Origin of the sequence: Streptomyces sp. NPDC046909 (genome assembly GCF_040644695.1) — a bacterium.
GTDB lineage: Bacteria > Actinomycetota > Actinomycetes > Streptomycetales > Streptomycetaceae > Streptomyces.
The window spans coordinates 98,752-120,643 of the sequence record NZ_JBEYXC010000015.1 but is presented as its reverse complement, the minus strand read 5'-3'; the positions used below and the strand labels follow the sequence as shown (position 1 = coordinate 120,643).

Annotated in this window: 23 protein-coding genes; 1 reads left to right on the top strand and 22 read right to left on the bottom strand. The window is 72.0% G+C overall.

Features of this window, described 5'->3' with window-relative positions; all coding sequences use genetic code 11:
- Window positions 1-72: 72 nt before the first annotated feature.
- From ABZ928_RS38800 to ABZ928_RS38700, 21 genes are all read right to left on the bottom strand, one after another.
- Window positions 73-1,212 (bottom strand): MSMEG_0565 family glycosyltransferase, encoded by a 1,140-nt coding sequence (locus ABZ928_RS38800; protein WP_361529471.1) that lies wholly within the window; start codon window positions 1,210-1,212, stop codon window positions 73-75.
- Window positions 1,209-2,045, bottom strand: coding sequence for a carbon-nitrogen hydrolase family protein (locus ABZ928_RS38795; protein WP_361529468.1), 837 nt, complete (start codon window positions 2,043-2,045; stop codon window positions 1,209-1,211). Before ABZ928_RS38795 ends, ABZ928_RS38800 begins: the two co-directional genes overlap by 4 nt.
- Complete coding sequence (locus tag ABZ928_RS38790) at window positions 2,042-2,893, bottom strand: carbon-nitrogen hydrolase family protein (RefSeq protein ID WP_361529465.1); 852 nt, start codon at window positions 2,891-2,893, stop codon at window positions 2,042-2,044. The genes ABZ928_RS38795 and ABZ928_RS38790 overlap by 4 nt, the downstream gene beginning before the upstream one ends.
- Window positions 2,890-4,332, bottom strand: coding sequence for an MSMEG_0567/sll0787 family protein (locus tag ABZ928_RS38785; protein ID WP_361529462.1), 1,443 nt, complete (start codon window positions 4,330-4,332; stop codon window positions 2,890-2,892). The genes ABZ928_RS38790 and ABZ928_RS38785 overlap by 4 nt, the downstream gene beginning before the upstream one ends.
- Window positions 4,329-5,420 (bottom strand): MSMEG_0568 family radical SAM protein, encoded by a 1,092-nt coding sequence (locus tag ABZ928_RS38780; protein ID WP_361529459.1) that lies wholly within the window; start codon window positions 5,418-5,420, stop codon window positions 4,329-4,331. The genes ABZ928_RS38785 and ABZ928_RS38780 overlap by 4 nt, the downstream gene beginning before the upstream one ends.
- A gap of 10 nt (window positions 5,421-5,430) precedes the next feature.
- On the bottom strand, window positions 5,431-5,961 hold the full coding sequence (locus ABZ928_RS38775) for an MSMEG_0572/Sll0783 family nitrogen starvation response protein (RefSeq protein WP_097259534.1): 531 nt from the start codon (window positions 5,959-5,961) through the stop codon (window positions 5,431-5,433).
- A 59-nt stretch (window positions 5,962-6,020) separates the two neighbouring features.
- Window positions 6,021-6,836, bottom strand: coding sequence for an amidohydrolase family protein (locus tag ABZ928_RS38770; RefSeq protein WP_361529455.1), 816 nt, complete (start codon window positions 6,834-6,836; stop codon window positions 6,021-6,023).
- 51 nt (window positions 6,837-6,887) lie between these two features.
- Window positions 6,888-8,204, bottom strand: coding sequence for an MSMEG_0569 family flavin-dependent oxidoreductase (locus ABZ928_RS38765; RefSeq protein ID WP_361529452.1), 1,317 nt, complete (start codon window positions 8,202-8,204; stop codon window positions 6,888-6,890).
- Window positions 8,201-8,401, bottom strand: a complete 201-nt coding sequence (locus tag ABZ928_RS38760) for an MSMEG_0570 family nitrogen starvation response protein (protein WP_361529449.1) — start codon at window positions 8,399-8,401, stop codon at window positions 8,201-8,203. The genes ABZ928_RS38765 and ABZ928_RS38760 overlap by 4 nt, the downstream gene beginning before the upstream one ends.
- 306 nt (window positions 8,402-8,707) lie before the next feature.
- Window positions 8,708-9,775 (bottom strand): acetamidase/formamidase family protein, encoded by a 1,068-nt coding sequence (locus ABZ928_RS38755; protein WP_361529446.1) that lies wholly within the window; start codon window positions 9,773-9,775, stop codon window positions 8,708-8,710.
- Window positions 9,772-10,548, bottom strand: a complete 777-nt coding sequence (locus tag ABZ928_RS38750; protein ID WP_361529443.1) for an isochorismatase family cysteine hydrolase — start codon at window positions 10,546-10,548, stop codon at window positions 9,772-9,774. Before ABZ928_RS38750 ends, ABZ928_RS38755 begins: the two co-directional genes overlap by 4 nt.
- Window positions 10,541-12,067 (bottom strand): amidase, encoded by a 1,527-nt coding sequence (locus ABZ928_RS38745; protein ID WP_361529440.1) that lies wholly within the window; start codon window positions 12,065-12,067, stop codon window positions 10,541-10,543. The genes ABZ928_RS38750 and ABZ928_RS38745 overlap by 8 nt, the downstream gene beginning before the upstream one ends.
- Window positions 12,068-12,069: 2 nt before the next feature.
- The gene (locus ABZ928_RS38740; RefSeq protein ID WP_361529437.1) at window positions 12,070-12,501 is read right to left on the bottom strand and encodes a cupin domain-containing protein; all 432 of its coding nucleotides are present in this window, start codon (window positions 12,499-12,501) and stop codon (window positions 12,070-12,072) included.
- A gap of 10 nt (window positions 12,502-12,511) precedes the next feature.
- Window positions 12,512-13,303, bottom strand: a complete 792-nt coding sequence (locus tag ABZ928_RS38735; protein ID WP_361529434.1) for a creatininase family protein — start codon at window positions 13,301-13,303, stop codon at window positions 12,512-12,514.
- Window positions 13,300-14,682, bottom strand: a complete 1,383-nt coding sequence (locus ABZ928_RS38730; protein ID WP_361529431.1) for an FAD-binding protein — start codon at window positions 14,680-14,682, stop codon at window positions 13,300-13,302. The genes ABZ928_RS38735 and ABZ928_RS38730 overlap by 4 nt, the downstream gene beginning before the upstream one ends.
- Window positions 14,682-15,854, bottom strand: a complete 1,173-nt coding sequence (locus ABZ928_RS38725; protein ID WP_361529428.1) for a hypothetical protein — start codon at window positions 15,852-15,854, stop codon at window positions 14,682-14,684. Before ABZ928_RS38725 ends, ABZ928_RS38730 begins: the two co-directional genes overlap by 1 nt.
- Before the next feature lie 52 nt (window positions 15,855-15,906).
- A complete protein-coding gene (locus ABZ928_RS38720) occupies window positions 15,907-16,782 on the bottom strand; it encodes an ABC transporter permease (RefSeq protein ID WP_361529425.1) in 876 nt (291 codons plus the stop codon).
- Entirely contained in the window at window positions 16,779-17,546 is a 768-nt protein-coding gene (locus ABZ928_RS38715) for an ABC transporter ATP-binding protein (RefSeq protein ID WP_361529422.1), read from the bottom strand. The genes ABZ928_RS38720 and ABZ928_RS38715 overlap by 4 nt, the downstream gene beginning before the upstream one ends.
- Window positions 17,547-17,664: 118 nt before the next feature.
- Entirely contained in the window at window positions 17,665-18,870 is a 1,206-nt protein-coding gene (locus tag ABZ928_RS38710) for an amidohydrolase family protein (RefSeq protein WP_361529419.1), read from the bottom strand.
- A 1-nt stretch (window position 18,871) separates the two neighbouring features.
- The gene (locus tag ABZ928_RS38705) at window positions 18,872-19,756 is read right to left on the bottom strand and encodes an MBL fold metallo-hydrolase (protein ID WP_361529416.1); all 885 of its coding nucleotides are present in this window, start codon (window positions 19,754-19,756) and stop codon (window positions 18,872-18,874) included.
- The gene (locus tag ABZ928_RS38700) at window positions 19,753-20,274 is read right to left on the bottom strand and encodes a flavin reductase family protein (protein WP_361529413.1); all 522 of its coding nucleotides are present in this window, start codon (window positions 20,272-20,274) and stop codon (window positions 19,753-19,755) included. Before ABZ928_RS38700 ends, ABZ928_RS38705 begins: the two co-directional genes overlap by 4 nt.
- A 137-nt stretch (window positions 20,275-20,411) precedes the next feature.
- On the opposite strand from ABZ928_RS38700, the gene ABZ928_RS38695 reads away from it, so the two are divergent.
- On the top strand, window positions 20,412-21,050 hold the full coding sequence (locus tag ABZ928_RS38695) for an XRE family transcriptional regulator (protein WP_361529410.1): 639 nt from the start codon (window positions 20,412-20,414) through the stop codon (window positions 21,048-21,050).
- A 48-nt stretch (window positions 21,051-21,098) separates the two neighbouring features.
- On the opposite strand, the gene ABZ928_RS38690 is transcribed toward ABZ928_RS38695, so the two are convergent.
- Window positions 21,099-21,875 carry a carboxymuconolactone decarboxylase family protein gene (locus ABZ928_RS38690; protein ID WP_361529407.1) on the bottom strand — a complete coding sequence of 259 codons (777 nt, stop codon included), beginning with the start codon at window positions 21,873-21,875 and terminating at the stop codon, window positions 21,099-21,101.
- Window positions 21,876-21,892: the final 17 nt, after the last annotated feature.

Genomic DNA, 21,892 nt, shown 5'->3' with positions numbered 1-21,892 from the left:
CGCCAAGTCGACGTGCGCTCCACTGCATCCGCCGCGTGTCGGCCAACGCGCCTTCGCCCACCACGGGTGACGTTACGACTGTGTACCCGAATTCCCGATGGAGTCCTGTCCGGGATACTCGGCGCCTCTCAGCCGAGAGCCGTAGAACGCCAGGTGGCGTTCGGCAGCGGTGGTCCAGGTGTGGCGGGCGGCGAGTCGGCGGCCTGTCGCCCGGCGCGCGGGGGTGTCGTCGGTGAGCGCGGCGCTGAGCTCGGTGGCCAGGTCCTGGTGGCTGGTGGCGAAACGGGCGGCGCTGTCGAACACCTCGCGCAGTACGGGCAGATCGCGGACGACCAGCGGAACTCCCGCGGCGAGTGCCTCCATCGCGGCCAGGCCGAAGCCCTCCTTGACGGACGGGAAGGCGAATGCGGAGGCGGCGGCCACCAGAGGCGGCAGCTCATCCTCGGTGACCTGGCCCAACACGACCGGTTCGACGGCGAGTTCGGCTGCCCGGGCCTCCCAGCGGGCCCGGTAGTCGCGGTAGTCGAAGAGGGTCTCACCGCCCGCGATCACCAGCCGTACGTCCGGGTGTGCGGAGCGCAGCAGGGCGTACGCCTCCAGCAGGTCCAGCGAGCCCTTTCGCGGCTCGATGCCGCCGACGGTGAGGACGTAACGACCCAGACGGGCACGCCAGTTCGCGCGGGTGGCCCGCTCGGTGGTGGCGAAACGGTCGTAGGCCACACCGTTGGGGATGACCGCCGCCTCGATGCCCCAGCCGTCGGCCAGTTCCGTGGCGACGGCCGCCGACACGCAGATGTGCGCGTACGGCTCGACGATGGCCCGCTCGTGGCAGGCGGCCAGTTCGGGGGTGGTGAAGTGGTCGATGTGGTGGACCGTGCGGATGCAGCGGCCGCCGACCGCGTTGGCGCTGATGCAGTCCTGGGCGTGGACGATGTCGTACGCCGCCGCGGAGAGTTCGAAAGCCGTGCCCAGGACGGCGATGGAACGCAGGATCCGTTCGCCGACGGTCTCCTCGGGCGGGCCGTCCGGGAACGGCACGATCCGCAGTCGTACGGCGGGATCGACCGGCCGGAAGAAGCCCGCGTCTCCGCCGCGGCCCAGCGTCCACACCGTGACGTCCTGCCCGGCCGCTGCGAGCGCCTCGGCGAGGGCGAGGGTGTGGACGACGCCGCCGCGCGGCTTGGTGGAGTAGCTCAGCAGAGCGATCTTCACGACGGGGTCTCCCGGTAGGCGTCGGGCCGGCGTTCGTCGAGGTGGCGCAGGATGCGGCGGGCGCGGTCGATCTCCTCGGCGACGTCGATCTCGGCGACCGCGAGGCCGGCCTTGGACCAGGTGCGGGCGAGGATGTCACCGCCTGGGCCGACCACCTTGGACTGGCCGAGGAAGCGCATGCCGCCCATGGCGCCGGTCTGGTTGGAGGAGGCGAGGACGACCTGGTTCTCCGCGGCGCGGGCCTGGTCGTACAGGTCGAAGAGCTTGGCCTGGCGGTCCTGGGCCATGCGCGGGGCACGGTTGGTGATGGACGTGGGCCAGGCGGAGAGGCAGGCGAGGATCTCAGCGCCGTCCAACGCCAGCGAACGGGCCGACTCGGGAAAGGTCTTGTCGTAGTCGATGAGCATGCCGATGCGGCCCACGGGGGTGTCGAAGGCGTCGAAGCGGTCCCCGGGCGCGTAGGCGGCGACCTCGCCGGCCGGCAGGTGGACCTTGCGGTGGCGGCCGAGGACCCCGTCGCCGCTGACGCAGACCGCGGCGTTGTAGCGCTCGTCGCCGCCGTCCTCGCAGTAGCCGAGGCAGACCACCATCTCGGCGGCCAGGCGGGCGACTTGGAGGATCAGCGGGTCGTCCGGCTTCAGAGCCGGCGGCAGGGCGTCGGGGTCCGGGTGGCGCAGGTCGGCGAGGTAGCCGCCGAGCGCGGCGTCGGGCAGGACCAGCAGTCCGGCGCCGGAGGCGCGCGCGTCGTCGATGAGTTTGGCGATGCGGGCGAGGTCGAACTCCAGGTCGCGGCCGAAGTGGGCGGCCGCGGCCGCGATCCGGATCGTGCTCATGCGCTGACTGCTCCCGTGGGTACGTCGTAGGTCTCGGGCCGCCGGTCGCGCAGGTGTCCCATCGACCGTCGGGCGGTCTCCAGTGCCTGTACGACGTCCAGTTCGGCGACGGCGACGCCCGCCGCGACGCCCGTGTCGGCGAGGATCTCGCCGCCGGGGTCGACGACCTTGGCGCTGCCGACGAAGCGTAGCGACCCGAACGTGCCCGCCTGGTTGGCCGACAGCCACACGATCTGGTTCTCCAGCGCGCGAGCCCGGTCGAACAGGTCGAAGCGGCGTTTCCAGCGGTCGTTGACGAGGTCGGCGGCCGCGTTGGTACGGGATCCCGGCCACGCGGAGACACAGACCCCGATCTCGGCGCCGTCGAGCGCGAGCGCGCGGGCGGACTCCGGGAACGCCTTGTCGTAGCAGATCATCATGCCGATGCGGCCGACCGGCGTGTCGAAAGCGTGGAAGCGGTCACCGGAGGAGTAGCTGGCGTCCTCGCTGAGTGGCTGGTGGACCTTGCGGTGGTTGCCGAGGACACCGTCGCCGGTGACGCAGACGACGCTGTTGTAGCGGGCTTCGGCTGCCGCTTCGCAGTATCCGGCGACGACCGTCATCTCCCCTGCCAGGGAGGCCAGTCGGCGGATCTCGGGGCCGTCGAGGGCGAGCGCGGGCGGCCCCTCGTCGAGTTCGGCGGAGTCGTCGAGGCTGAGCAGATACCCGCCGAGGCATGCCTCGGGCAGCGCCAGCAGGCGTACGCCCTCCTCCCGGGCTTCCTTGATCAGCCGTTCGGCGATCTGGAAGTCCTCCTCCAGGTCGCGGCCGAACTCGGCGGCGACGGCGGCCATGCGCAGGGCGGTCATGCGGCGGTCCCCATCCCGGTCACGGTGGACATGACCGCTTCGGTGATCTCTCCGTCGGGCCAGCGCAGCCCGACGCCTTCTCCTTCGGTGAGCTCCCCACACACCGCACCCGTGGCGGGCCCGGCGGGCAGGGGCGGTGCGCCCGGCTCGTCGGCCGTGAGCATCGCGAAGCCCGGGAAGCAGGTGAACCAGTCCCCCACGGTCGCGGCCTCCGGCCGGGGCACGGCGGCCACGTCGAGCACCGCCCGGCAGCCGCTCGCCTCGGCGAGCATGCCGAGGGTGCCGGCGATGCCCGCCATGGACACGTCCTTGGCGGCGGCGGGCTGTGCGGCGGCCACCGCGCCGGTCATGGCGCGCAGTTCGTCCGTACGGCGGTGGCTGGTCGAGTCCCACTGGCGGCCCCGGTAGCCCGGGCGCCAACCCCCGCCGAGGTCGGCCGTGAGGCGTACGGCGTGTCCGGGGCGGCCGCCGCCACCGGGCACCGGCCGGTCCGTGCGGCCGAGCGCGGTCACCGACAGGGAGGCCGGGACGCCGAGTTGGGTGTGTCCGCCGAGTACCGGGATGTCGTACGCCTGTGCTGCGCCGGCCAGTCCGGCCAGGACCCGGGCTGCGTGCGCGGCGTCGCGGGCGCCCAGCGCGTCCAGCACCCCGAGCGGGGCTGCGCCCATCGCGGCGAGGTCGTTGGTGTTCACGAGGACTGCGCACCAGCCCGCCCACTCGGGGTCGCGTTCGACCATGGACGGCACGATCGCGTCGCACGCCGCGATCACATCAGTGCCGGGGACGGGTGCGCCGTCGTCGCCGACGAAGCCCGGGGGCGGGGCCAGTGCGGTGAGGAGCGGTCCTAGGGGGGACTTTGTTGCCGCCGCGAGGGCGGCGATGCAGCCGATCGGCCAGCGCATCAGGACGTGCGGCACGTCCGCGACCGTCGTGTCCCGCACCCGCTGCCAGCCGAGCCGCCGGAACAGCACCTCGTTGCGCGTCTGGACGGTCGCGTCGAAGCGCAGCACGCCCTCCGCCTCCGCCCGGGCGCAGGCGGCCCGGACCAGCGCCGCGCCGATGCCGTGCGGGCCGCGGGCCCTGCGGGCGACGACCAGGCGGCCGCCCTGCCACCAGCCGAGGTCGGGGGCGTGGTCGACCGGGCCGAGGCGCACCCCACCCACCACGGTGCCCTCCGGGTCCTTCGCGACCAGGACGACGGTCCGGGGGTCGGCGTCGTGGTCGTCCAGGTCGTGGTGAGCGAAGAGTTCCTGCTCCTGGACGAAGGCGGCGCGGCGCAGCTCCCGGTAGGCGGCCATGTCCGCCGTGCCGTCCGCCTCCTGGATGTGGAAGGCGGGCCGGCGGGCGAGTGTGTTGCGGTCGCCCAGCAGGGCCAGGATGTCCTGTGGAGCGTCCACGGTCGGCACGGTCACGGAGCCGTCGAGGTTCACGGAGCTCACCCGCCCGCTGTCTGGAGCACGCTGCACGCGCCGCAGGCCGCACAGCCGGCCTTCTGGTCGGCGCCGCTCATCCCGGCGGCACGCAGCTTCGCGGCGACGCCCTCGGTGACGTACGTCAGGAGTTCCGTGCTCGGTGCCCGGACGCCGTCGCGGGCGGCGAGGGTGCCGCTCATCGGGCGGAACGGGACGACGAAGGGGTACACCCCCCGGTCGATCAACTCGCCTGCGCCCGCGATGAGTTCGTCGGGATCCTCACCGAGTCCGACGAGGAGGTAGGTGGAGACGCGGTTGGGTCCAAAGACGCGCACCGCCTCGTCCCACGCTGCCTCGTACTCGGACAGCGGGACGGTCGACTTGCCGGGCATCCAGCGTCGGCGCACCTCGTCGTCGAGAGACTCGACGTGGATGCCGATGGCGGTGGCCCCGGCGTCGTGCAGGGCACGGATCCAGGCGAGGTCGCCGGGCGGTTCGCACTGCACCTGGATCGGCAGACCAGGCACGGCCGCCAGCACCGCCCGGACCGACCGCACCAGGGTGCGGGCGCCGCGGTCGGGCCCGGTGGTGGTGCCGGTCGTCACCACCATCTGCCGTACGCCGTCGAGCCGTACGGCGGCCTCGGCGACCTCGGCGAGCTGTGCCGGGGTCTTGGCGGCCACGGTGGCGCCGGAGCGCAGGGACTCCTCGATGGTGCAGAAGCGGCAGCGGTCGGACTCGGCGTAGCGGATGCAGGTCTGTACGACGGTGGTGGCCAGGACGTCCGAGCCGTGCAGGCGGGCGATCTGCTCGTAGCGGATGCCGTCGGCCGTGGTGAGGTCGTAGAACCTCGGGCGGTGTACGGCGGTGTAGGTGAGGCCGGTGTCCTCGTCGCCGAGCCACACCTTGCCGTCGCGCACGGAGTAGGGGCTGTGGGGGTTCCGTGGGAGCGCGGCGTTGGCACCGTCGACGAGGACGTGTCCGTCGTCGCTGGGCCCCGCGCCGTCCGGCCGCCGCACGGGCGCGTCCGACGCGACGCCGCGCAGGGCGAGTTCGGCGCGGGTCATGATCCGCACGTCCACCGCCGTACCGCTGTTTCCGGTGCCAACGCTCACGTCGTGCTCCCTACAGCTGGTAGGTGGAGTTGATGATGGCGCCCTTGCGGGCGTAGTGGATCAGCGCGTCCTGGACGTCCAGGGGGTGGGTGGGGATGACGCCCTCGATGAGGTCCTCCTCGCGGGCGCCGTGCAGGGAGAGGCCGAAGCGGCAGCAGTAGACCTTGCCGCCCTCGGCGATGAACGTCTTGAGCTGGTTGTTGATGTTGTGCTCGCCGGGGAAGGCGGAGTTGCCGGTGGTCGGGAAGCCGCGGGTGGCCAGGCAGTTGAGGGAGCCGGGGCCGTAGAAATAGATCGCGGTCTCGAAGCCCTTGCGCAGGGCGCGGGTGGCCTGGAGGACGGCGACGAAGGAGACCGAGGACTCGTGGGCGATGCCGTGGACGAGGGTGAAGTAGGTCTCGCCGTTCTCGGCCTGGTAGTCGGGGAAGACCTTGGTGGAGCCGTAGATGCTGGTGCCCTCGGGGAGCGAGGGGTGCGGGATCTCGTCGAGGGACTTCTGTTCGACGTCGGAGAGTTCGGCGGTGACGGCGGATTCGGACATGGCTGTCTCCTTGTGCGGACGGGACGGGAGTTGGGAGTCGGGGTCGGGGTCGGGGTCGGTCAGTCGTAGAGCGTGGCGAACGTGTCCCGGAAGACCAGGTCGCCGAGTTGGCCGCCGCCGGTGGCTTCGGCGAGGCGGGCGTACTCGCCGGTGAAGTCGCCCCATGGCTGGTCGCTGGCGAAGAGCACCCGGTCGTGGCCGATGCCGCGGCGCTCGATCTCCTGGGCCAGCCAGCGGGGAGTGAAGCCGATGGCCCAGGAGAGGTCGGTGTAGACGCGCTTGCCGGCGCTGATCCAGTCGAAGAACCGGGAGCCGACGAGCTTGATGTGGCCGCTCATCCCGCCGCCGAAGTGCACGAGATGGACGGGCACTTGGTCGGCATACCAGTCGACGAGGTGGCCGACTTCGTCGATGTCGGAGGCGGCGCCGGGAGAGGTGTGGACGTGGACGATGAGGCCGTGCCGGGCGGCTTCGGCGACGATGCGGTCGAGTTGGGGGCGGCAGGCGGGGTCGGTGGGGCGGCCGCCCAGGAGGAAGCTCAGCTTGAGGGCCTTGACGCCGGGCTCGCCCGCCAACTGGAGGGCTTCTTCGGTGCGTTGGGCGTCCTCCGGGCGTGGGGACACCCACAGTCCGGCACGGATGCGGTCGTCGCTCTGCGCTGCTTCCAGCGCGAGCTCGTTGAAGGAGAAGGCGATCGCGGGGTCCGGGACGCCGTAGTTGGGGATGACCAGGGCCCGTTCGGTGCCCTCCGCGTCCAGGTCGGCGATGAGCTGCTTGACGGTGGCGCGGGCGGTGGTGTCCGGGTTGACGGGTGGGCCGCCGTAGAAGGGATAGGCGGGCAGGACGCCGATGTGGCGGTGTGCGTCGTGGACCATGGTGTGGTTCCTCTACCGCGTGGTGTGGTTCCTCAGCCGCGTGATGGTGCCTCAGCCGATCGGGAGGGCGGAGGCGAGTTCGCTGGGGGCTCCGGTGAGCGTGCCGCACACGTCGGCCAGGCGGCGCGAGGCGTCGATGTGGTCCGCGAGGAACTCGGCGTCCCGGCCCACCGCCTCGAAGCGGCCCGAGCCCCACGAGTACTGCCAGGGCAGACCGAGGAAGTGCAGGCCGGGCGTGCTGGTGGCGCCGCGCCAGTGCATCGGGTAGCCGCGGCCGTCGAAGACGGGGGTCTCGATCCACCGGTGGTCGCGCCTGAAGCCGGTCGACCAGATCACCGAGGTGATGCCGGCGGCCTCCAGGTCCAGTTCGCGTGGCTGCTCGTTCGGCTCCCAGACCGGGACGTAGCGGGGCTCGGTCGGGGCGTCGATGCCGTGCGCGGCGATGTACGCGTCGATGGCGTCCTTGATGCCCTCGGCGACGGCGTCGGCGTGGTCCAGGTTCACCTTCAGGTCGTCGGCGAACTCCAGGTCGGTACCGGTGATTGCGGTCAGCCGCCCGTACAGCCGCATGCCGTCGCGGGCGAAGGCGCGCAGGTCGATGTCACGGCCGCCGTCGCGTCCGGTGACGTAGTGGTTGACCCGCATGCGCACGGCGCCGGCGTCGTCGAACTCGTCGATGGACTTGTCGTAGTGGCCCATGTCGTCGAGCCAGGCCACGCAGTCGCGGCCGCGGTAGAAGCGGGCCACCCGGGGGGCGCTGCCGACGGCCAGGTGCACCTGGCGTCCGGCGAGGTGGAGGTCCTCGGCGATCTGGCAGCCGGACTGGCCGGTGCCGACCACGAGGACGGCGCCCTCGGGGAGTTGGTCGGGGCTGCGGTAGCGGGAGGAGTGGACCTGGGTGATGCCGTCGGGCAGGCGCTGGGCCATCGGTGGGACGGAGGGCGTGTGGTAGGGGCCGGTGGCGACCACCACCTGATCGGCGGTGAAGTCCCCGGCTGTGGTGGAGAGTTCGAACACTCCGCTCGGCGAGCGCCGCAGTCGGGTGACCGTCACGCCTTCCACCAGTGGCGGCCGGAAGAAGGAGACGTAGTCCTCCAGGTACCGGACGATCTCGTCGCGGACCATGAACCCGTCCGGGTCGTCGCCCTGATACGGATAACCGGGCAGCCTGCACTGCCAGTTGGGGGTCACCAGGCAGAAGGAGTCCCAGCGCCGCTCGCGCCACTCGTGCCCGACCCGGTTCGCCTCGAGGACGACGTGCTCGACACCACGCCGGCCGAGGCAGTAGCTCATCGAGAGGCCTGCCTGACCGCCGCCGACCACGGCCACCGGATAGTGCGAGCCGACGAGCGGGGCCACCGGGCTCACCGTGTGCTCCCGTCGGCGCCGAACTTCTCCTTCACGCGCTCCCCCGCGATACCGAGTGCCGTACGGCTGCGCTCGACGAATTCCTGAAGTGCGTACTGGCCGCCGGGAACGAAATAGTCCTCGATTACCGTGGAGGGGGAATAGCAGCGCTGCCTCAAACCATCGGGCCAGCGCACATGAAAATACATCTCGGGCATGACATCCTCCATGCCGGGCGCCGAGGTCTCGACACCTCGCCACTGTCCGTGGAGAACAACTCCAGCCCTCGGGAATTTCCGAACGAAGTCATCCGGAATAAAGGGGAGTTACCAGAACCTCACACCGGTGGAACGCAATTGCCGCGCTTGTCAGCGTGCCCCTCGCATTTTGGATGTCCCGTCCGAGAGTAGATTTCCGTCGTGTCGGCTGAATCAGTCGCATCAGTCGAGCCGGCGAATCCGACCGCCGTCGACACCACCACCGCGCCACGGAAGAAGTTCGCCGTCCCTCAGATCCACGCCGGTTCACCCCGGCAGGTCCGCCTTGGAGATCCGCCCGTGGACCCCTTTGACGATGTCGACCACCTGGGAGACATGGAAGTCGGCCGCCGCGCTGAGGTAGGCGAGGCCGACGGGGCCGGGGATGGCGAACCGGTCGGTCAGCAGCGTCAGCGCGTCGCGTACGGCGTTGCGCAGGGCCTCGTCGAGGTCGTGGTCCAGGCCCAGGACGATGTGTTCGGCCGGGGTTTCCGCGAAGGGGGCGCGCAGGCGGGCGGCCAGGGAGCGGGTGGCGGGGTCGCTGTGGACGGTGAGACGGAGCGTGGCGCGCAGCGGGGCTTCGAAGGCGGTGAGGGCGACTTCGCCGTCGCCTTGGGAGAAGTGCGGATCGCCGACGTAGAAGAGGGCGTCGGGGACCTGGACGGGGAGGAAGAGGCGGGCGCCGGTGCCGAGGTGGCGTACGTCGATGTTCCCGCCGTGCGGGCCCGGTGGGACGGAGTGGACGGGCAAGTCGGTGGCCGGGGCGACCCCCATGATGCCGAGGAAGGGCCGGAGCGGGAAAGCGAGTTGGCGGCCGTCGCCGATCGGGAGGCGGCCCCGGCCGTCTTCCGCGACCGTGGCGATGAAGCTGGCAGGGCGGCCCGCCGGGGTCTGTGGGTATTCGCCGGGAAGGGCGCCCTTGCCGTGCCGGTTGCTGATCACGCCGTACGGCGCACGGCGGTGCAGCGTGAGGATCTCGGCCTCCAGGACGTCGCCGGGCCGTGCACCGTGCAGGGCCACGGGGCCGGTGACGACGTGCGGGCCCTGTGTGTGCGGCAGGTGTTCGCGTGCGGAGGCGGCCAGCTCGACGGTGTCGTACAGCAGCTCGCTCGTCAGGATGCCGGCCGCGCCGAAGAAGCCGGCCGGGTCGCGGCCCTGGTCTTCGAGGATGCCCTCGTGGCTGATGGTGTCGAAGGTGACGGTCTCGCCCGAGCGGATGGTCAGCGCCGGTTTCGCTGTGGCGTTGGGCAGCAGGCCCCAGTGCACCCGGGCGGGGTCGGCGGGGAGGTAGTGGTCGCCGTCGAGGGGGCCGGCTCCGGGCTGGAGGAGCTTCACGTCAGGGCCTCCTTCAGCGCGTCCTTCAAGGCCTCGGCGGTGAGGGTGAAGCCGAAGCACTGGCGGACGTTGTACAGCGTGGCGTCCATGCAGTACGCGGGCGAGGTGGTGGCCACCCCGTCCTCCACCATGAGGACGTCGTAGCCGAGGTTCGCGGCGTCCATGAGGGTGGCCAGGACGCACTGGTCGGCGTTGACGCCGGTGAACAGCAGGGTGTCGACGCGCAGGTTGCGCAGCACGCTGTCCAGCTCGGTGTCCTGGAAGCCGCTCATCCGGTACTTCGAGACGTGGAGGTCACCGTCCGCCGTCTCCAGGCCCGCGACGATCGCGGCCGAGGGGCTGTCCTGCTCCAGGACCCGGCCGCCCGGCAGCGGGGCGCCGATGCCGGCGCCGGTGCCGTCGGGGTCGTAGACGTGCAGCACGCCGGGCGGGAGGTTGGCCCGGTCGGGGCGGTTGCCCCAGTTGAGCCAGATCACGGGGACGCCGGCGGCCCGCAGCGGCGGCAGCAGGCCGGCGAGGACAGGGATCGGGGCGCGGGCGGGGGTCACATCCACGCCGATGGAGGCGAGCCAGCCGTCGGGAGAGCAGAAGTCGTTCTGCATGTCGACGACGATCAGCGCGGTGGCGGTGAGGTCTGCGACCACGGTTCGCGGCAGCGCCTCGACGGTGACCGGGCGCGGCTCCCGGTGCGGGCGGGCGAGGACGACGGTCGCGCCGTCGGCTCTCCAGGCGTTGCGGGGGTTGGGCCCGATCAGGCCCTGGGCGTCAGGCATGTGCGGGGCTCCTCCAACCGGTGGTGAGGTCCAGCAGGGCGCGGTCGGTCCCCCGGCCGCCCACCACGCACAGGCCCACGGGCAGCGACCGCACGCGCAGCAGCGGGGCGACGACCGCCGGCAGCCCGGCCAGTGAGGCGAGGCAGGTCAGGCGGAGGGTGGCGGCGCGTACGGCCTCCACCTCCTCGGGCGGCGCGTCGGCACGGGGGGCCGGGCCGCTGGTGGCGGGCAGCAGCAGGGCGGTGCCGGGTGGCAGTACGGCGTCCAGCGCCTTCCGCGCGTCCGCCAGGGTCTGTTCCGCCTGCGCCCGTTCGGCCTCGGTCACCCGGCGGCCGTTGTCGAAGCGTGCGGCGATGTCCAGGGCGAGCGCGCCGGGGTGTGCGGTGATCCAGGGGCCGTGCTGCTGCCAGGCCTCGGCGGCCTGGACGGTGCGGAAGGCGGCGAGCCAATCGTCCAGGTGCTCCACCACCCCGGTGGCCGCTGTCGTCACGGGCGGGAGCAAGGCGCGGCAGGCGGCCTTGAAGGAGGCGCGGACCTCGGGTTCGGCGAACGCCAACAGTTCCTCGTCCACCACGAGTTCGGTGACCGGCACGGGTGTTGCGGCGGCGGTCAGCAGTGCTTCGGCCGCTGTCCGCAGCAGGGCGGGGTCGCGGGTCAGGAGTCCTGCGGTGTCGAAGGAGGGCGCCAGGGCCAGCAGGCCTGCGGCGGGAGTTGTCCCGTGCGTGGGCCGCCAGCCGTACAGGCCGCAGTAGGAGGCGGGGACGCGGATCGAGCCGGCCGTGTCGGTGGCCAGCGCCAGGTCCGCCCGGCCGCGGGCCACGGCGGCGGCCGGGCCGCTGCTGGAGCCGCCGGTGATGCGGCCGGGTGCGGCGGGGTTGACGGGGGTTCCGTAGTGCGCGTTGGTCCCGGCGAGGCTGAAGGCGAGTTCGTCGGTCTGGGCGATGCCGGTGAGTTCGGCACCCGCCGCCAGCAGGCGTCGTACGGCCTCGGCGTGCGCCTCTTCGGTGCGGGCCTGCGCCAGCCACGTCGGGTTTCCGGCGCCGACGCGCTGTCCCGCCACGGCGAACAGGTCCTTCACGGCGAGGCGGACGTGCGCCAGCGGGCCCTGCCCGGTGGACGCCACCAGCGGGCCGGCCACCCGCCACACCGCCGGATCCGGGCGGTCGTCCGGCGCGGGTGCGGAGACGGCGCTGACGTGCGCGGCGGCGATCCGCCACCCGGCGTCGGTGTGCTGCCACACCTGGGTCTGCAACCCGCGCGTTCCGTCCGGGCGCCGCGTCTCGGCCGTGACGACCGCGACCTGCGGGGCCGGCCGGACCACGTGCACCCGCTCGACCACCCGCGCCGGAGCCCCGCCCCTGCCCCGCCGGAAGTCGGCGATGGCGGCGTGGCCCACCAGGACGGTGTCGCCCTCGGCGCGCAGGGTGTCGGGTGCGTCCAGGAACCAGTGGTCCAGGGCCGCCACGTCGTTGGCGGCCAGGGCCCGTTCGTAGGCCCAGAAGGCGTCGAGGAGATCCATGGTCACGATGTTCCCGCGCGCAGCACGGCCAGGTCCTGCTCGTCCAGCGTGGCGAGCGGTCCGCGTTCGATGAGGTCGGCGAAGCCTTCGTCGGGGGACATCACGGTGAGGGTGTAGAGGCGTTCGGTGGCCGAGGTGTTGACGATGCGGTGCTTCGAGCCGGTGGGCAGGACCAGGACGTCGCCGGGGGCGAGGTCGCGCTCGTGCTCGTCGCTGGCGGCACGGCCGTGGCCGGCGAGCACGACGAAGGTCTCGACGGACTCGGGGTGCCAGTTCAAGGGCTGGGCGCCGCCCGGTTCCCACACCTCGAAGACGACGGTGGTGGGCGAGCCGTCCCAGGGGCCGGTGAGCACGGCGAGCTTGACGGTGTCGCCTGCGGTGATGTGGTGGGCGGTGAGGTCGCGCAGCGGCGTGTGCAGCGGGGGGTTGGCCATGGCGGGCTCCCTAGGAGGACACGGGGCGGTCGGGCCGGAAGCGCGCGCATTCGCGCAGGGCGGCGGCGGCCGCGGCGATGGAGGCGTCGACGAGTTTGCGGCCGAGTTCCGGGGTGGCGCCGGTGGGGTCGCCGACGACGCCGGTGCCGGTGCCGGTGGCGAAGTCGTCGCTGGTCCAGCCGAAGGACACCGGCTTGCCGAAGCCGATGTGCTCGTAGGCGGTGAGGTGTTCGGGGACGGCGCGGCGGGCCTGGCTCATGTCGACCAGGTCCGGGCGGAGATGGAGCATGGCGGAGGTCTCCTTCAGGCCGCCGTGCACGCCCATGCCGAGTTCCGTGGCCGGGGAGGCGCCGCCCTGGTCGGCGGGGAGCGAGGCGTGCAGCAGGAAAGTACGCAGGCCATGGCGGGTGCGCAGCTCGCGCAGGGCGACGCCGAGCAGGGCGCTGTTGCCGCCGTGCGCGTTGAGGAAGGCGAGCCGTCGCACGGGACCGGCGGCAAGGGAGCGGCCGATGTCGTCGACGACGGACAGCAGGGTGCGGGCGGTGAGCCACAACGTGCCCGCGGACCAGGCGTGTTCGTCGGACTTGGTGTAGGCGAGGCCCGGCAGCAGCGTGATGTCGCAGCTCTCCCCCGCCAGCCGGGCGGCGCCTTCGGCGACGGCCTCGGCCATGTAGTGGTCGGTGGCGACCGGCAGATGGGGGCCGTGCTGTTCGATCGCGCCGACGGGCAGCACAGCGACGGTGTCCGCGCCGAACCGTTCGATCTCCGGGCCGCTGAGGTCGATGAAGCGGGTGAAGGTCACGGCGTCTCCTGCGAAGGGGCGGGAATCTTGCCGGGGTTGAGCAGGCCGAGCGGGTCGGCGGTGCGGGCCGTCTCCCGGACCAGGTCCAGGCGGCGGTCCACGTGCCAGTTGTGCGGGCTGTGCACGCCGACGCCCAGGGCCTCCAGGGCGGTGATGCCGTCGTAGACGCTCTGTTCGCCTTGGTAGTGGGCCATGAGCATGCCGACCGTGCCCGAGCGCATGCCTTCCAGGTGCAGCAGGGTGTCCGGGAAGACCTGCTTGATCTCGGTGGTGTCGCCGAGCAGGACGTCGCCGCGGATCTCCAGGTGGAACCAGCCCTCTTCGGCCTTCATCAGGTAGTAGGTGGGGTGGTTGAAGGACAGCGAGCTGATCAGGGCGGGGCCGTCGGGGGCGGGCCGGACGCCGAGAACTTCGCCGCCGTACGACCGGACGATCGCCCTCGCCTGGTCGGCGGTCTCCTCCTCGATGATCGCGCGCAGGTTCAGGGCCGCGGGGTCCAGTGCGGGGTCGGGCGGGTAAGCCCCGACGAGGCCGGCCTCGTCCAGCGAAGCGAGGCGCGGCGCCGGTTCGAGGCGTACGAGTGCGTCGAGCGCGGCGGTGGCGGAGGTCCAGTCGGTGAAGGCGGCGAACAACCCCGTCCAGGTGCGGGCCCGTTGGAGCCGTACGGTGGCGGTGGTGATGATGCCGGTGGTGCCGTAGGCGTGGATGTACGGCAGGGCGTCCGCGTCCTGGACGGTGAAGGGCTCGGCGTCGGCCGTGCAGGGCGCGACCGTCAACTCCCGTACGAAACCGTCGCTGTTGGTCTTGTGCACGAGGGAGCCGGTGCCGCCGCTGCCGCCGGAGAGGAAGCCGCCGAGCGTGGTGCCGAAGGTGGAGGGGAACATCCACAGCTCCTGGCCGAGGGTGCGGGCGTGCGCCTCCAGGTCGGACATCTTCGCCCCGGCCTCGGCGCGGATCCAGCCGTCGCCCGCCTCCAGGACGCGGTCGCAGCCGGTGAGGTCGAGCACGGCACCGTCGTACAGCGGGATCGCCTGGCCGTAGTTGCCGGTGCCCTTGCCGCGCGGGGTGAGAGGGATGCGGTGGCGGTGGGCCAGGGCGAGGAGGCCGGGGATCTGCTCGTGCGCGGTGGGGCGCAGGACGGCCTCGGCGTGGCCCGCGGGGAGTTTCGCGGCGAGGATGGGCGACATGTGGGCCCAGTCGCAGGAGGCCTTCTCCCGTGCTGCGGGGTCGCGGAGCACGCCGTCGGGGCCGAGGAGTGCGGCGGCTTCGGCGCAGAACTCCTCGATGCCGGGTGTGGGCTGACGTTCCGTCACATCGCCTGATCCGGAGTTCTGGTCGGCGACGAGTTCGGTGCGGGCGGTCAGGTCGGTGGTCGTCATCACTTCAGTCCGATCGAGGGGTCGGTGAACTCGTCGGTCGCCAGGTCCTTCGCCGTCAGGCCCGGCTTGACCTTGGCGCCGCTCTGCTCGACGAGCGGGGTGAAGGTCTTGAGGACCGAGGCGACGCGGTTCATATCGAAGCCGCCGACGCTGCCGTCGGATTCGTTGCCGAGGATGCCGAGCTTGACCATCTGCTTCGCGGCGAAGGCGCCGGTGCCCTCGGAGTAGACCCAGCCGGTGTTGTACTGCTGAACCAGGTCGCTGATGAGCTTGACGGTGGCCGACGGCTCGGCCGCGAAGTCGGCGGTCGACTGCTGCAGGACGGGGACGAGCTGCTTCAGACAGGGGCTGAGCGACGTCAGTTCGCCGCTGCGCACGGAAAGGGACTCCGGGTAGACGGTGAAGCCGACGTCCGAGAGCAGCTGGTACTTGATCGGCTTCTTCCAGGCGGCCACCTCGTGCTGGTAGATGTACGGCTCGGCGGTGGCGAAGCCCTGCTGGGCGATGTCGGGGTTGGCAACGAAGCGGGCGGGTGCGCCGTCGTAACTCCCGTCCAGCTGACTCTTCTTGATCAGTCCTTTGGAGACCAGCAGCGAGGCGTAGGTGCTGCCGTTGACGTAGACGACCTTGGCGTTCGTCTTGCCGATGTCGGCGATCGACTTCCAGTCGGGGTGGGTCGCGGGGTCCCACATCAGGACCTGCGGGCTCTTCTTCATCAGCGCCGCCACGGCCGTGACCGGCTGCTTGGCGGAGGCCGAGATGGCCACGTCGGTGGTGACCGTGCCCAGGGTGATGCTCTTGTCGACGTACATCTGCGAGGGGACGCTCTGGTAGCCGATGGCGGAGCCGCCGGCCCTGATCTGGATGTCGACGCCGGTGTCCTTGCCGCCGATGACCAGCGGCCCGGTGACCCGCTTCTTGTCGGCGTCGACGCTGTATCCGGGGCCGACGAGGTGGTAGAGGGGGCCGTGTTCGGCCTCGGGCTCCCAGTCGACCTGGACGACGACCGTCTTGGGGCAGACGCCGGCCAGGCGCTGGGCGGCGGGGGCGGCCGGGAGCTTGTCGGCGGTACCGGTGGCGGCCGTGGAACCACCGCCGCAGGCGGTGGCGGAGACCAGGAGGATTGCGGAGGAAACGCCCGCGACGGCGACGCGTCTGGTGGATGTGGGCATGGCTGAACTCCCTGAGGGACGGGGGGAGATGAGGGAAGAGCGGGGGGCGGGTCTACGGACGGTCGGCCGAGGCGTGCCAGGAGCCGACGGCGAGCCGGGCGATGAAGGTGAAGAGGGCGAAGACCGCGACGCCGAAGAGGGAGGCGAGGATGATCGCCGCGAAGAGGTCCTCGGACTGGAGCCGGGAGCGGTAGACGTCGAGCAGGGTTCCGATGCCGGGTTCGCCCTGCTTGAAGAACATGTCGCCGACGATCGCGCCGATCACGGACAGGCCGGAGGACGTGCGCAGACCGGTGAAGACCGAGGGCAGGGCGGCGGGCAGTTCGAGTTTGCGCAGGCGGGCCCAGCGGCTCGCCCGCTGAAGGGTGAACAGGTCGTGGTGGGTGCGGTCGACCGACTGGATGCCGAACAGGGTGTTGGCGATCATCGGGAAGAGGGCGATCAGGACGCACACGACCACCCGGCTGGTGAAGCCGAAGCCGAACCAGAGGCCGATCAGCGGCACGATCGCGAGGATCGGCACGGTCTGCAGGATGACCGCGTACGGGTACAGGGAGCGTTCCAGCCAGCGTGCCCTGCTCATCAGCACCGCCATTGTCACGCCCAGCGCGGAGGCGATGAGCAGGCCGACGAGCGCGACCTGGGCGGTGAGCCACAGCGCCCGGAGCATCGGCTGCAGGTGGGTCCAGTCGAGGAACGACACGGTGAGGACCTGGTCGGGCGGCGGGACGAGGAAGCGCCGGGCGGGGCTGAGCAGCAGATAGCTCGCGGCGTACCAGATGCCGATGGCCGCACCGAGCGATCCGAGCGGGGTGAGCACCGCGGCGGGCCGGATGCGGCGCCGACGTGCCGACGGCTCCGGTTCGGTCGTCGTCACATCCGTCGCGGGGACGGTCACTTCGGCGCGGGCGGTGATGTCGGCGCTCACTGGAAACCTCCTCGCAGAGCTGCCGAGACCTCGCCGGCGATGTGGCCGAACTCGGGGTCGTAGCGCAGCTCGGCCGGACGGGGATGGGGGAACGGGACGTCGAAGGAGGCGGTGATCCGGCCGGGCCGCGCCGACATCACCACGACCCGGCTCGCCAGGAAGACGGCCTCGGTCACCGAGTGAGTGATGAAGAGGGCGGCGAAGCCGGTCTCGGCGTAGATGCGCTGGAGTTCTTCCTGCATGCGCAGGCGGGTCATCTCGTCCAGGGCGCCGAAAGGTTCGTCGAGGAGGAACAGGGACGGCCGGGTCATGAGGGCGCGGGCCAGGGAGACCCGCATGCGCATGCCGCCGGACAGCTGTCCCGGCAGCTGCTTCTCGGCGCCTTCCAGCCCCACCAGCCGCAGGGCGTCCAGGGCGCGTGCGCGGCGGTCGGCCTTCGGTGTCCCGGCGAGTTCGGCGGGGAGTTCGACGTTGGCGAGGACGGTCCGCCAGGGCAGCAGGGTCGGGTCCTGGAAGACGTAGCCGACCGAGTCCACGGGGGCGTGGACCGTGCCGCCGGTGGCGATGTCCAGGCCGGAGGCGAGGCGGAGCAGGGTGGACTTGCCGCAGCCCGAGGGGCCGACGACGGCGACGAACTCGCCCGGGGCGATGGAGAGTTCGAGTCCGGTGAGGGCGGTGGTCCCATTGGCGAAGTGCTTGTCGACGCTCTCGAATCGCAGCGTCGCGTCGAGCGTCTCTCGCGTCTCTTCGGCGGTGGTCGGCACATCAGCTCCCTTCAGTGCCACAGTCAGGAATGTTGATAGCATGAACATTTATTGTTTCCGGCCAGTGTCCTGGCCGTATCTGTTCGCCGCCGCGGTCCCGCTCAGCCGAAGGTTCGGTTCAGAAGAACTCGCGGACCACCGACGTCCGGCTGACGAGCCGCCCGCCCGCGAACACGAGCCGCTCGGGGCAGGACGCACCGAGCACCTCAGAGACGGACCGAGCGCGCACCGCCAGCAGGTCGGCCACAGCGCCCTCGTACGGTCCCGCCGGCGGGAGCCCGAGGACCGCGCGGGCGCCCGTGGTGACCGCATGCAGCGCCTCGTCCGGGGTGAGATGACCGGCCGTGACCAGCAGGGACGCGGTCTCCAGGGGATCCGCCCGGCCCACGGGGTTGAACGGGTCGCGGATGTTGTCACCACCGGCCGCGACCGGCACACCCGCGTCCAGCAGCGCACGCACCGCGGTCAGCCCACGCGGCGTGCACGACGGGCGCCCGCGCCCCTGGAGGTAGAGGTTCGTCAGCGGGAGGGTGACCACGCCGATCCCGGCCGCGGCGACCTCCTTGGCGGTACGGGCCGCCTCGTCCGGCGCCACCGCGCCCAGGCTGACGCAGTGGCTCGAGGTGACACCGTGGGCGAAGTCCTGTTCGCGGACGGCCCGTGCGAGCAGGCGCAGGTCCCCGGCATCCGGGTCGAGGGTCTCGTCGGCGTGCAGGTCGACGCCGACGTGGTGCTCGGCGGCGATGCGCAGGGTGCGGCGCACGGACGCGGCGGGGTCGGTGGACAGGTGTGGGCAGTCGCCCAGCAGGTCCGCGCCGAGGTCGAGGGCCTCGTGCAGGAGTTCCTCCGGGGCGTCGACGTGCAGGACGGCGATCTGGAGCCGCACCCGTCCCCGAAGTTGTTTGCGCAGCCGCAGCAGGGCGCGCAGGCCCCGCAGCGGATCGCCGCCCGTGGTGAGGAGGTCCACGTGGGTCCTGATCGCCGTCACGCCGTTCGCGCACAGTTCGTCGGCCGTCGTCGCGGCCCGCCGGAAGATGTCGTCCTCGGTGACCCGCACGGCATACGCGCGCCAGGCGTCGATGGCGGCGAGCAGGTCGCCCGCCGGGGCACCCGCGAGGTCCCAGGTCAGGGCCTTGTCGAGGTGGGCGTGCGGTTCGGCGCCGGCGGGCAGCAGCAGCCAGCCGCTCAGGTCGAGTTCGTCCGCGGTGGGAGCAAGCACACCGGGCGGGGCCACCTGGGCGACGAGCCCGCTGCCCGGGTCGAGGAGGACGTCACGGACCTCTCCCCCGGGCACCTGTGCACCGCGCAGCAGCAGAGCGGTCATGTCAGCGCTCCGTTCCGTGCGGCGCGGTGAGCACCGCGAAACCGTCGAAGTCGTGACGGCGTACGGGGGCACCGAACATGTCCGTGGAAGCGTACGGGCGGGTGCGGCCGTCCCGTACGGCCGCGAAGGCGCCGGCGACCCGGGCCACGAAGTCGGCCGACTCCCGGTGCCGCAGGTTGTGGCCCAGCAACGCGGTGGCGACGGGCAGTTCGGCGAGCCGGTGGGTCGAGGCGGCGAAGGCGCTGACGTCGGCGCCGGGCACATGGGCGAAGAAGGTGCCGCTGATGAGGGTGTCACCGGCCAGCAGCAGCCCGGTCTCCGGCTCCCACAGGCAGATGCCGTCCGGTGAGTGCCCGGGGGTGTGCAGGACCTGGAGGCTGCGGCCGCCCAGGTCGAAGACGTCTCCCTCGCGCAGCAGCCGGGTGGGGCGTACGGCCTCGATCCGCCAGTCGGCCAGGTCGGGGACCGGCCGCACCTCGACGCGGGAGTCGGTCAGGAAGAACCCGCCGGCGTCCAGGGCGTGGAACTCCTCGTACCGTTTCCTCAGGTCATGCGCGATGTGCCCGTACGCCTCCAGCCACTCGTGCGGAGCCGGATCCGTGTGGAGCGCGGCCCCCTCGACGTGTACGGCGATGTCCTCGGCGTACGCGGCAAGGGAGACGTTGCCGCCGCGGTGGTCGAAGTGGTGGTGCGAGTTGACGACGAGCAACGGCAGCCGGGTCAGCCGGCGGACCTGCTCGCCGATGTCGGCGATGCCCATGCCCGTGTCGTAGAGCAGGGCCAAGTCGTCGCCGAGCACGAGGTAGCTGTTGACGTGGCCGGGCTCGGCGATCACGAAGGCGCCCGGCCCGGTCTCGGCGACCTGGAACCAGGCGGGGCCGCTCACGCGGCGCCGAGCGCGTGGTAGCGCCGGTCGTGGTGCACGAGGGCGGTCGGTCCGCCGGTTCCGGTCACCACGTCGTCGACGGCCGCGACGATCAGGTGGTGGTCGCCGGCCGGGAGGTCGCGCACGACGCGGCACAGCACCGCGTACGAGCTGTGCGCGAGCAGCAGCGGTAGCCCGCCGTGCTCCTCGGCCGACCACTCCAGGTCCGCGAACCGGTCCGCGGTGCGGTCGGCGAACCGCCGGGAGATGTGTTCGCCTCCGGAGTGCAGGATGTTCAGCGCGAACCTGCGGCTGTCGAGGAGCGCGGGCAGCGAGCGGCCGCTGCGGCCCACCCCGATGGCGAGCAGCTGCGGCGCACGGCTCAGGCTCATCACGGCGGTGCTGGTGAAGCCCACCGGGTGCCCTTCGGCCGTCAGGGCGGTGACGACGCACACGCCCCCGGCGAGGGTTGCCATGGCGTCGAGGAAGACGGAGTCCGGCGGGGAGACGACGGAACGGTCGGAGGTGGCCGCGGCCATGAGGGCTCCCTGGAGCTAGAATGTTCGTGCCATCAACATTCAGCGTAGGGCCCGGGTGTTTCACGGGCGTAAACCCTCTCTCAGCGCTCCCCCGGCCTCTCCCGGCCCGCCGCGCCCGACCCTTTAGGATTCCTGCCATGCCGGCCCAACCCGCCCAGAGCACGTCGCCCTCCGCCGGGGACACCGACGCCCTGCTGCGCGCCGAACTCGGCGGCGCGATCCGGAAGTTGCGCAAGGAGCGAGGACTGACCCTCGTCCAGCTCGCCGAGCGGGCCGCGCTGTCCCACCCGTTCCTCAGCCAGCTGGAGCGCGGGCTCACCCGCCCGAGCATGCCGTCCCTGCACCGCATCGCCCGCGCCCTCGGCACCACCCAACAGGCCCTCATGGCCACGGCGGCGGTGCCGCGCCCCGACGGCCCCGCCGGTTCGGCCCACGTCGTGCGCTCCGGCGAGGGCCTGAACGTCGCCAGGTCCGGCGGCACGGCACGCATGCTCGGCGCCCCCGGCTTCTCCGTCCACCCCGTGGAGCACATCGGTGCGCCGGAACGGTTCGAGGAGTACTACGACCACCCCGGCGACGAGTTCGTCTACGTCGTGGCAGGCGAGATCGAGATCGAACTGCGGGGCGCCGACGGGCCCGAATCCCACGTCCTCGGCCCGGGAGACAGCATCTGCTACCCGGGAGTCACGCCGCACCGCTGGCGCGCGGTCGGTGACGGATCTCTGGTGCGGCTCCTCACCGTCCAGAACGCCACGCCGTCCGACCACCACTCCTGACCCGACCGCCGGGCGTCCGGCCGGCGCTCCCCCGCCCACACGTGGAGGTCAGGGGGTCGGCGGCTCAAAGGACGCCCACGCCGTCTCCACCGCGTCCGCGAGGGCCTCCCCCTTGGCGAAGCCGTAGTACGCGGCGAACTGCAGCACGATCTCGTCCATCTCCTCCTTGCCGAGATCTCCGGAGTGGAGCGCGGCCCTGACATGCGTCCGCAGGGGGACGGGCGAGTCGTCGAGGGCGACGCTGGCGACCGTGATGATCCGGCGCTCGCGCCGGGTCAGCCCGGGGCGCTGCCAGACGTGCCCGAACACGAAGTTGAGGATGCCGGCGTGCCGGTACGGCGAGTTCATGGGCGGTGCGGGGGTGAGGTTGACGTCGATGAACTCCTCCACACCGCGCTTGAGCCGTTCGCCCCAGGCGGCGGGGCCGAGGGTGTCGTTGCTCAACTGCGGCCAGGGCGGGGTCTGTTCACCCCGTTCGCGGTGGATGCGGTCCCACTGGCGGGCGATGGCTCCCTCCAGGTGGGAGGCCTTGGGCCAGCCGCAGTACACGGCGAAGTGCAGGACGAGTTCCAGCATGGCCTCCAGGTCGATGTCGCCGCTCGCGAGCGCCGCGTGGACGTGGTCCTCGATGGGCTGCGGGGCATCGGCGGCGGCCACGCAGGTGAGGGTGACCCAGCGGCGGTCGCGGCGGCTCAGGCCGGGGCGTGACCAGACCTCGCCGTAGAGGAAGTCGCGTGCGGCACGGCCGAAGGGGGTGGCGGTCGAGGGCGGTTCATGGGTGGGCAGGACCTCCGCCAGGGTGCGGTCCGCCTGGGCGTCGTCCATCAGGCCTCCGAGAGTTT

Bases quoted from the DNA above. Each gene is read 5' to 3' on its own strand.
- ABZ928_RS38740 (WP_361529437.1), bottom strand. From the start codon at position 12,501: ATGGCCAACCCCCCGCTGCACACGCCGCTGCGCGACCTCACCGCCCAC.
- ABZ928_RS38710 (WP_361529419.1), bottom strand. From the start codon at position 18,870: ATGACCGCTCTGCTGCTGCGCGGTGCACAGGTGCCCGGGGGAGAGGTC.
- ABZ928_RS38770 (WP_361529455.1), bottom strand. From the start codon at position 6,836: ATGGTCCACGACGCACACCGCCACATCGGCGTCCTGCCCGCCTATCCC.
- ABZ928_RS38690 (WP_361529407.1), bottom strand. From the start codon at position 21,875: ATGGACGACGCCCAGGCGGACCGCACCCTGGCGGAGGTCCTGCCCACC.
- ABZ928_RS38695 (WP_361529410.1), top strand. From the start codon at position 20,412: ATGCCGGCCCAACCCGCCCAGAGCACGTCGCCCTCCGCCGGGGACACC.
- ABZ928_RS38700 (WP_361529413.1), bottom strand. From the start codon at position 20,274: ATGGCCGCGGCCACCTCCGACCGTTCCGTCGTCTCCCCGCCGGACTCC.
- ABZ928_RS38745 (WP_361529440.1), bottom strand. From the start codon at position 12,067: ATGGATCTCCTCGACGCCTTCTGGGCCTACGAACGGGCCCTGGCCGCC.
- ABZ928_RS38725 (WP_361529428.1), bottom strand. From the start codon at position 15,854: ATGCCCACATCCACCAGACGCGTCGCCGTCGCGGGCGTTTCCTCCGCA.
- ABZ928_RS38790 (WP_361529465.1), bottom strand. From the start codon at position 2,893: ATGACCGCCCTGCGCATGGCCGCCGTCGCCGCCGAGTTCGGCCGCGAC.
- ABZ928_RS38795 (WP_361529468.1), bottom strand. From the start codon at position 2,045: ATGAGCACGATCCGGATCGCGGCCGCGGCCGCCCACTTCGGCCGCGAC.
- ABZ928_RS38750 (WP_361529443.1), bottom strand. From the start codon at position 10,548: ATGCCTGACGCCCAGGGCCTGATCGGGCCCAACCCCCGCAACGCCTGG.
- ABZ928_RS38775 (WP_097259534.1), bottom strand. From the start codon at position 5,961: ATGTCCGAATCCGCCGTCACCGCCGAACTCTCCGACGTCGAACAGAAG.
- ABZ928_RS38730 (WP_361529431.1), bottom strand. From the start codon at position 14,682: ATGACGACCACCGACCTGACCGCCCGCACCGAACTCGTCGCCGACCAG.
- ABZ928_RS38760 (WP_361529449.1), bottom strand. From the start codon at position 8,401: ATGCCCGAGATGTATTTTCATGTGCGCTGGCCCGATGGTTTGAGGCAG.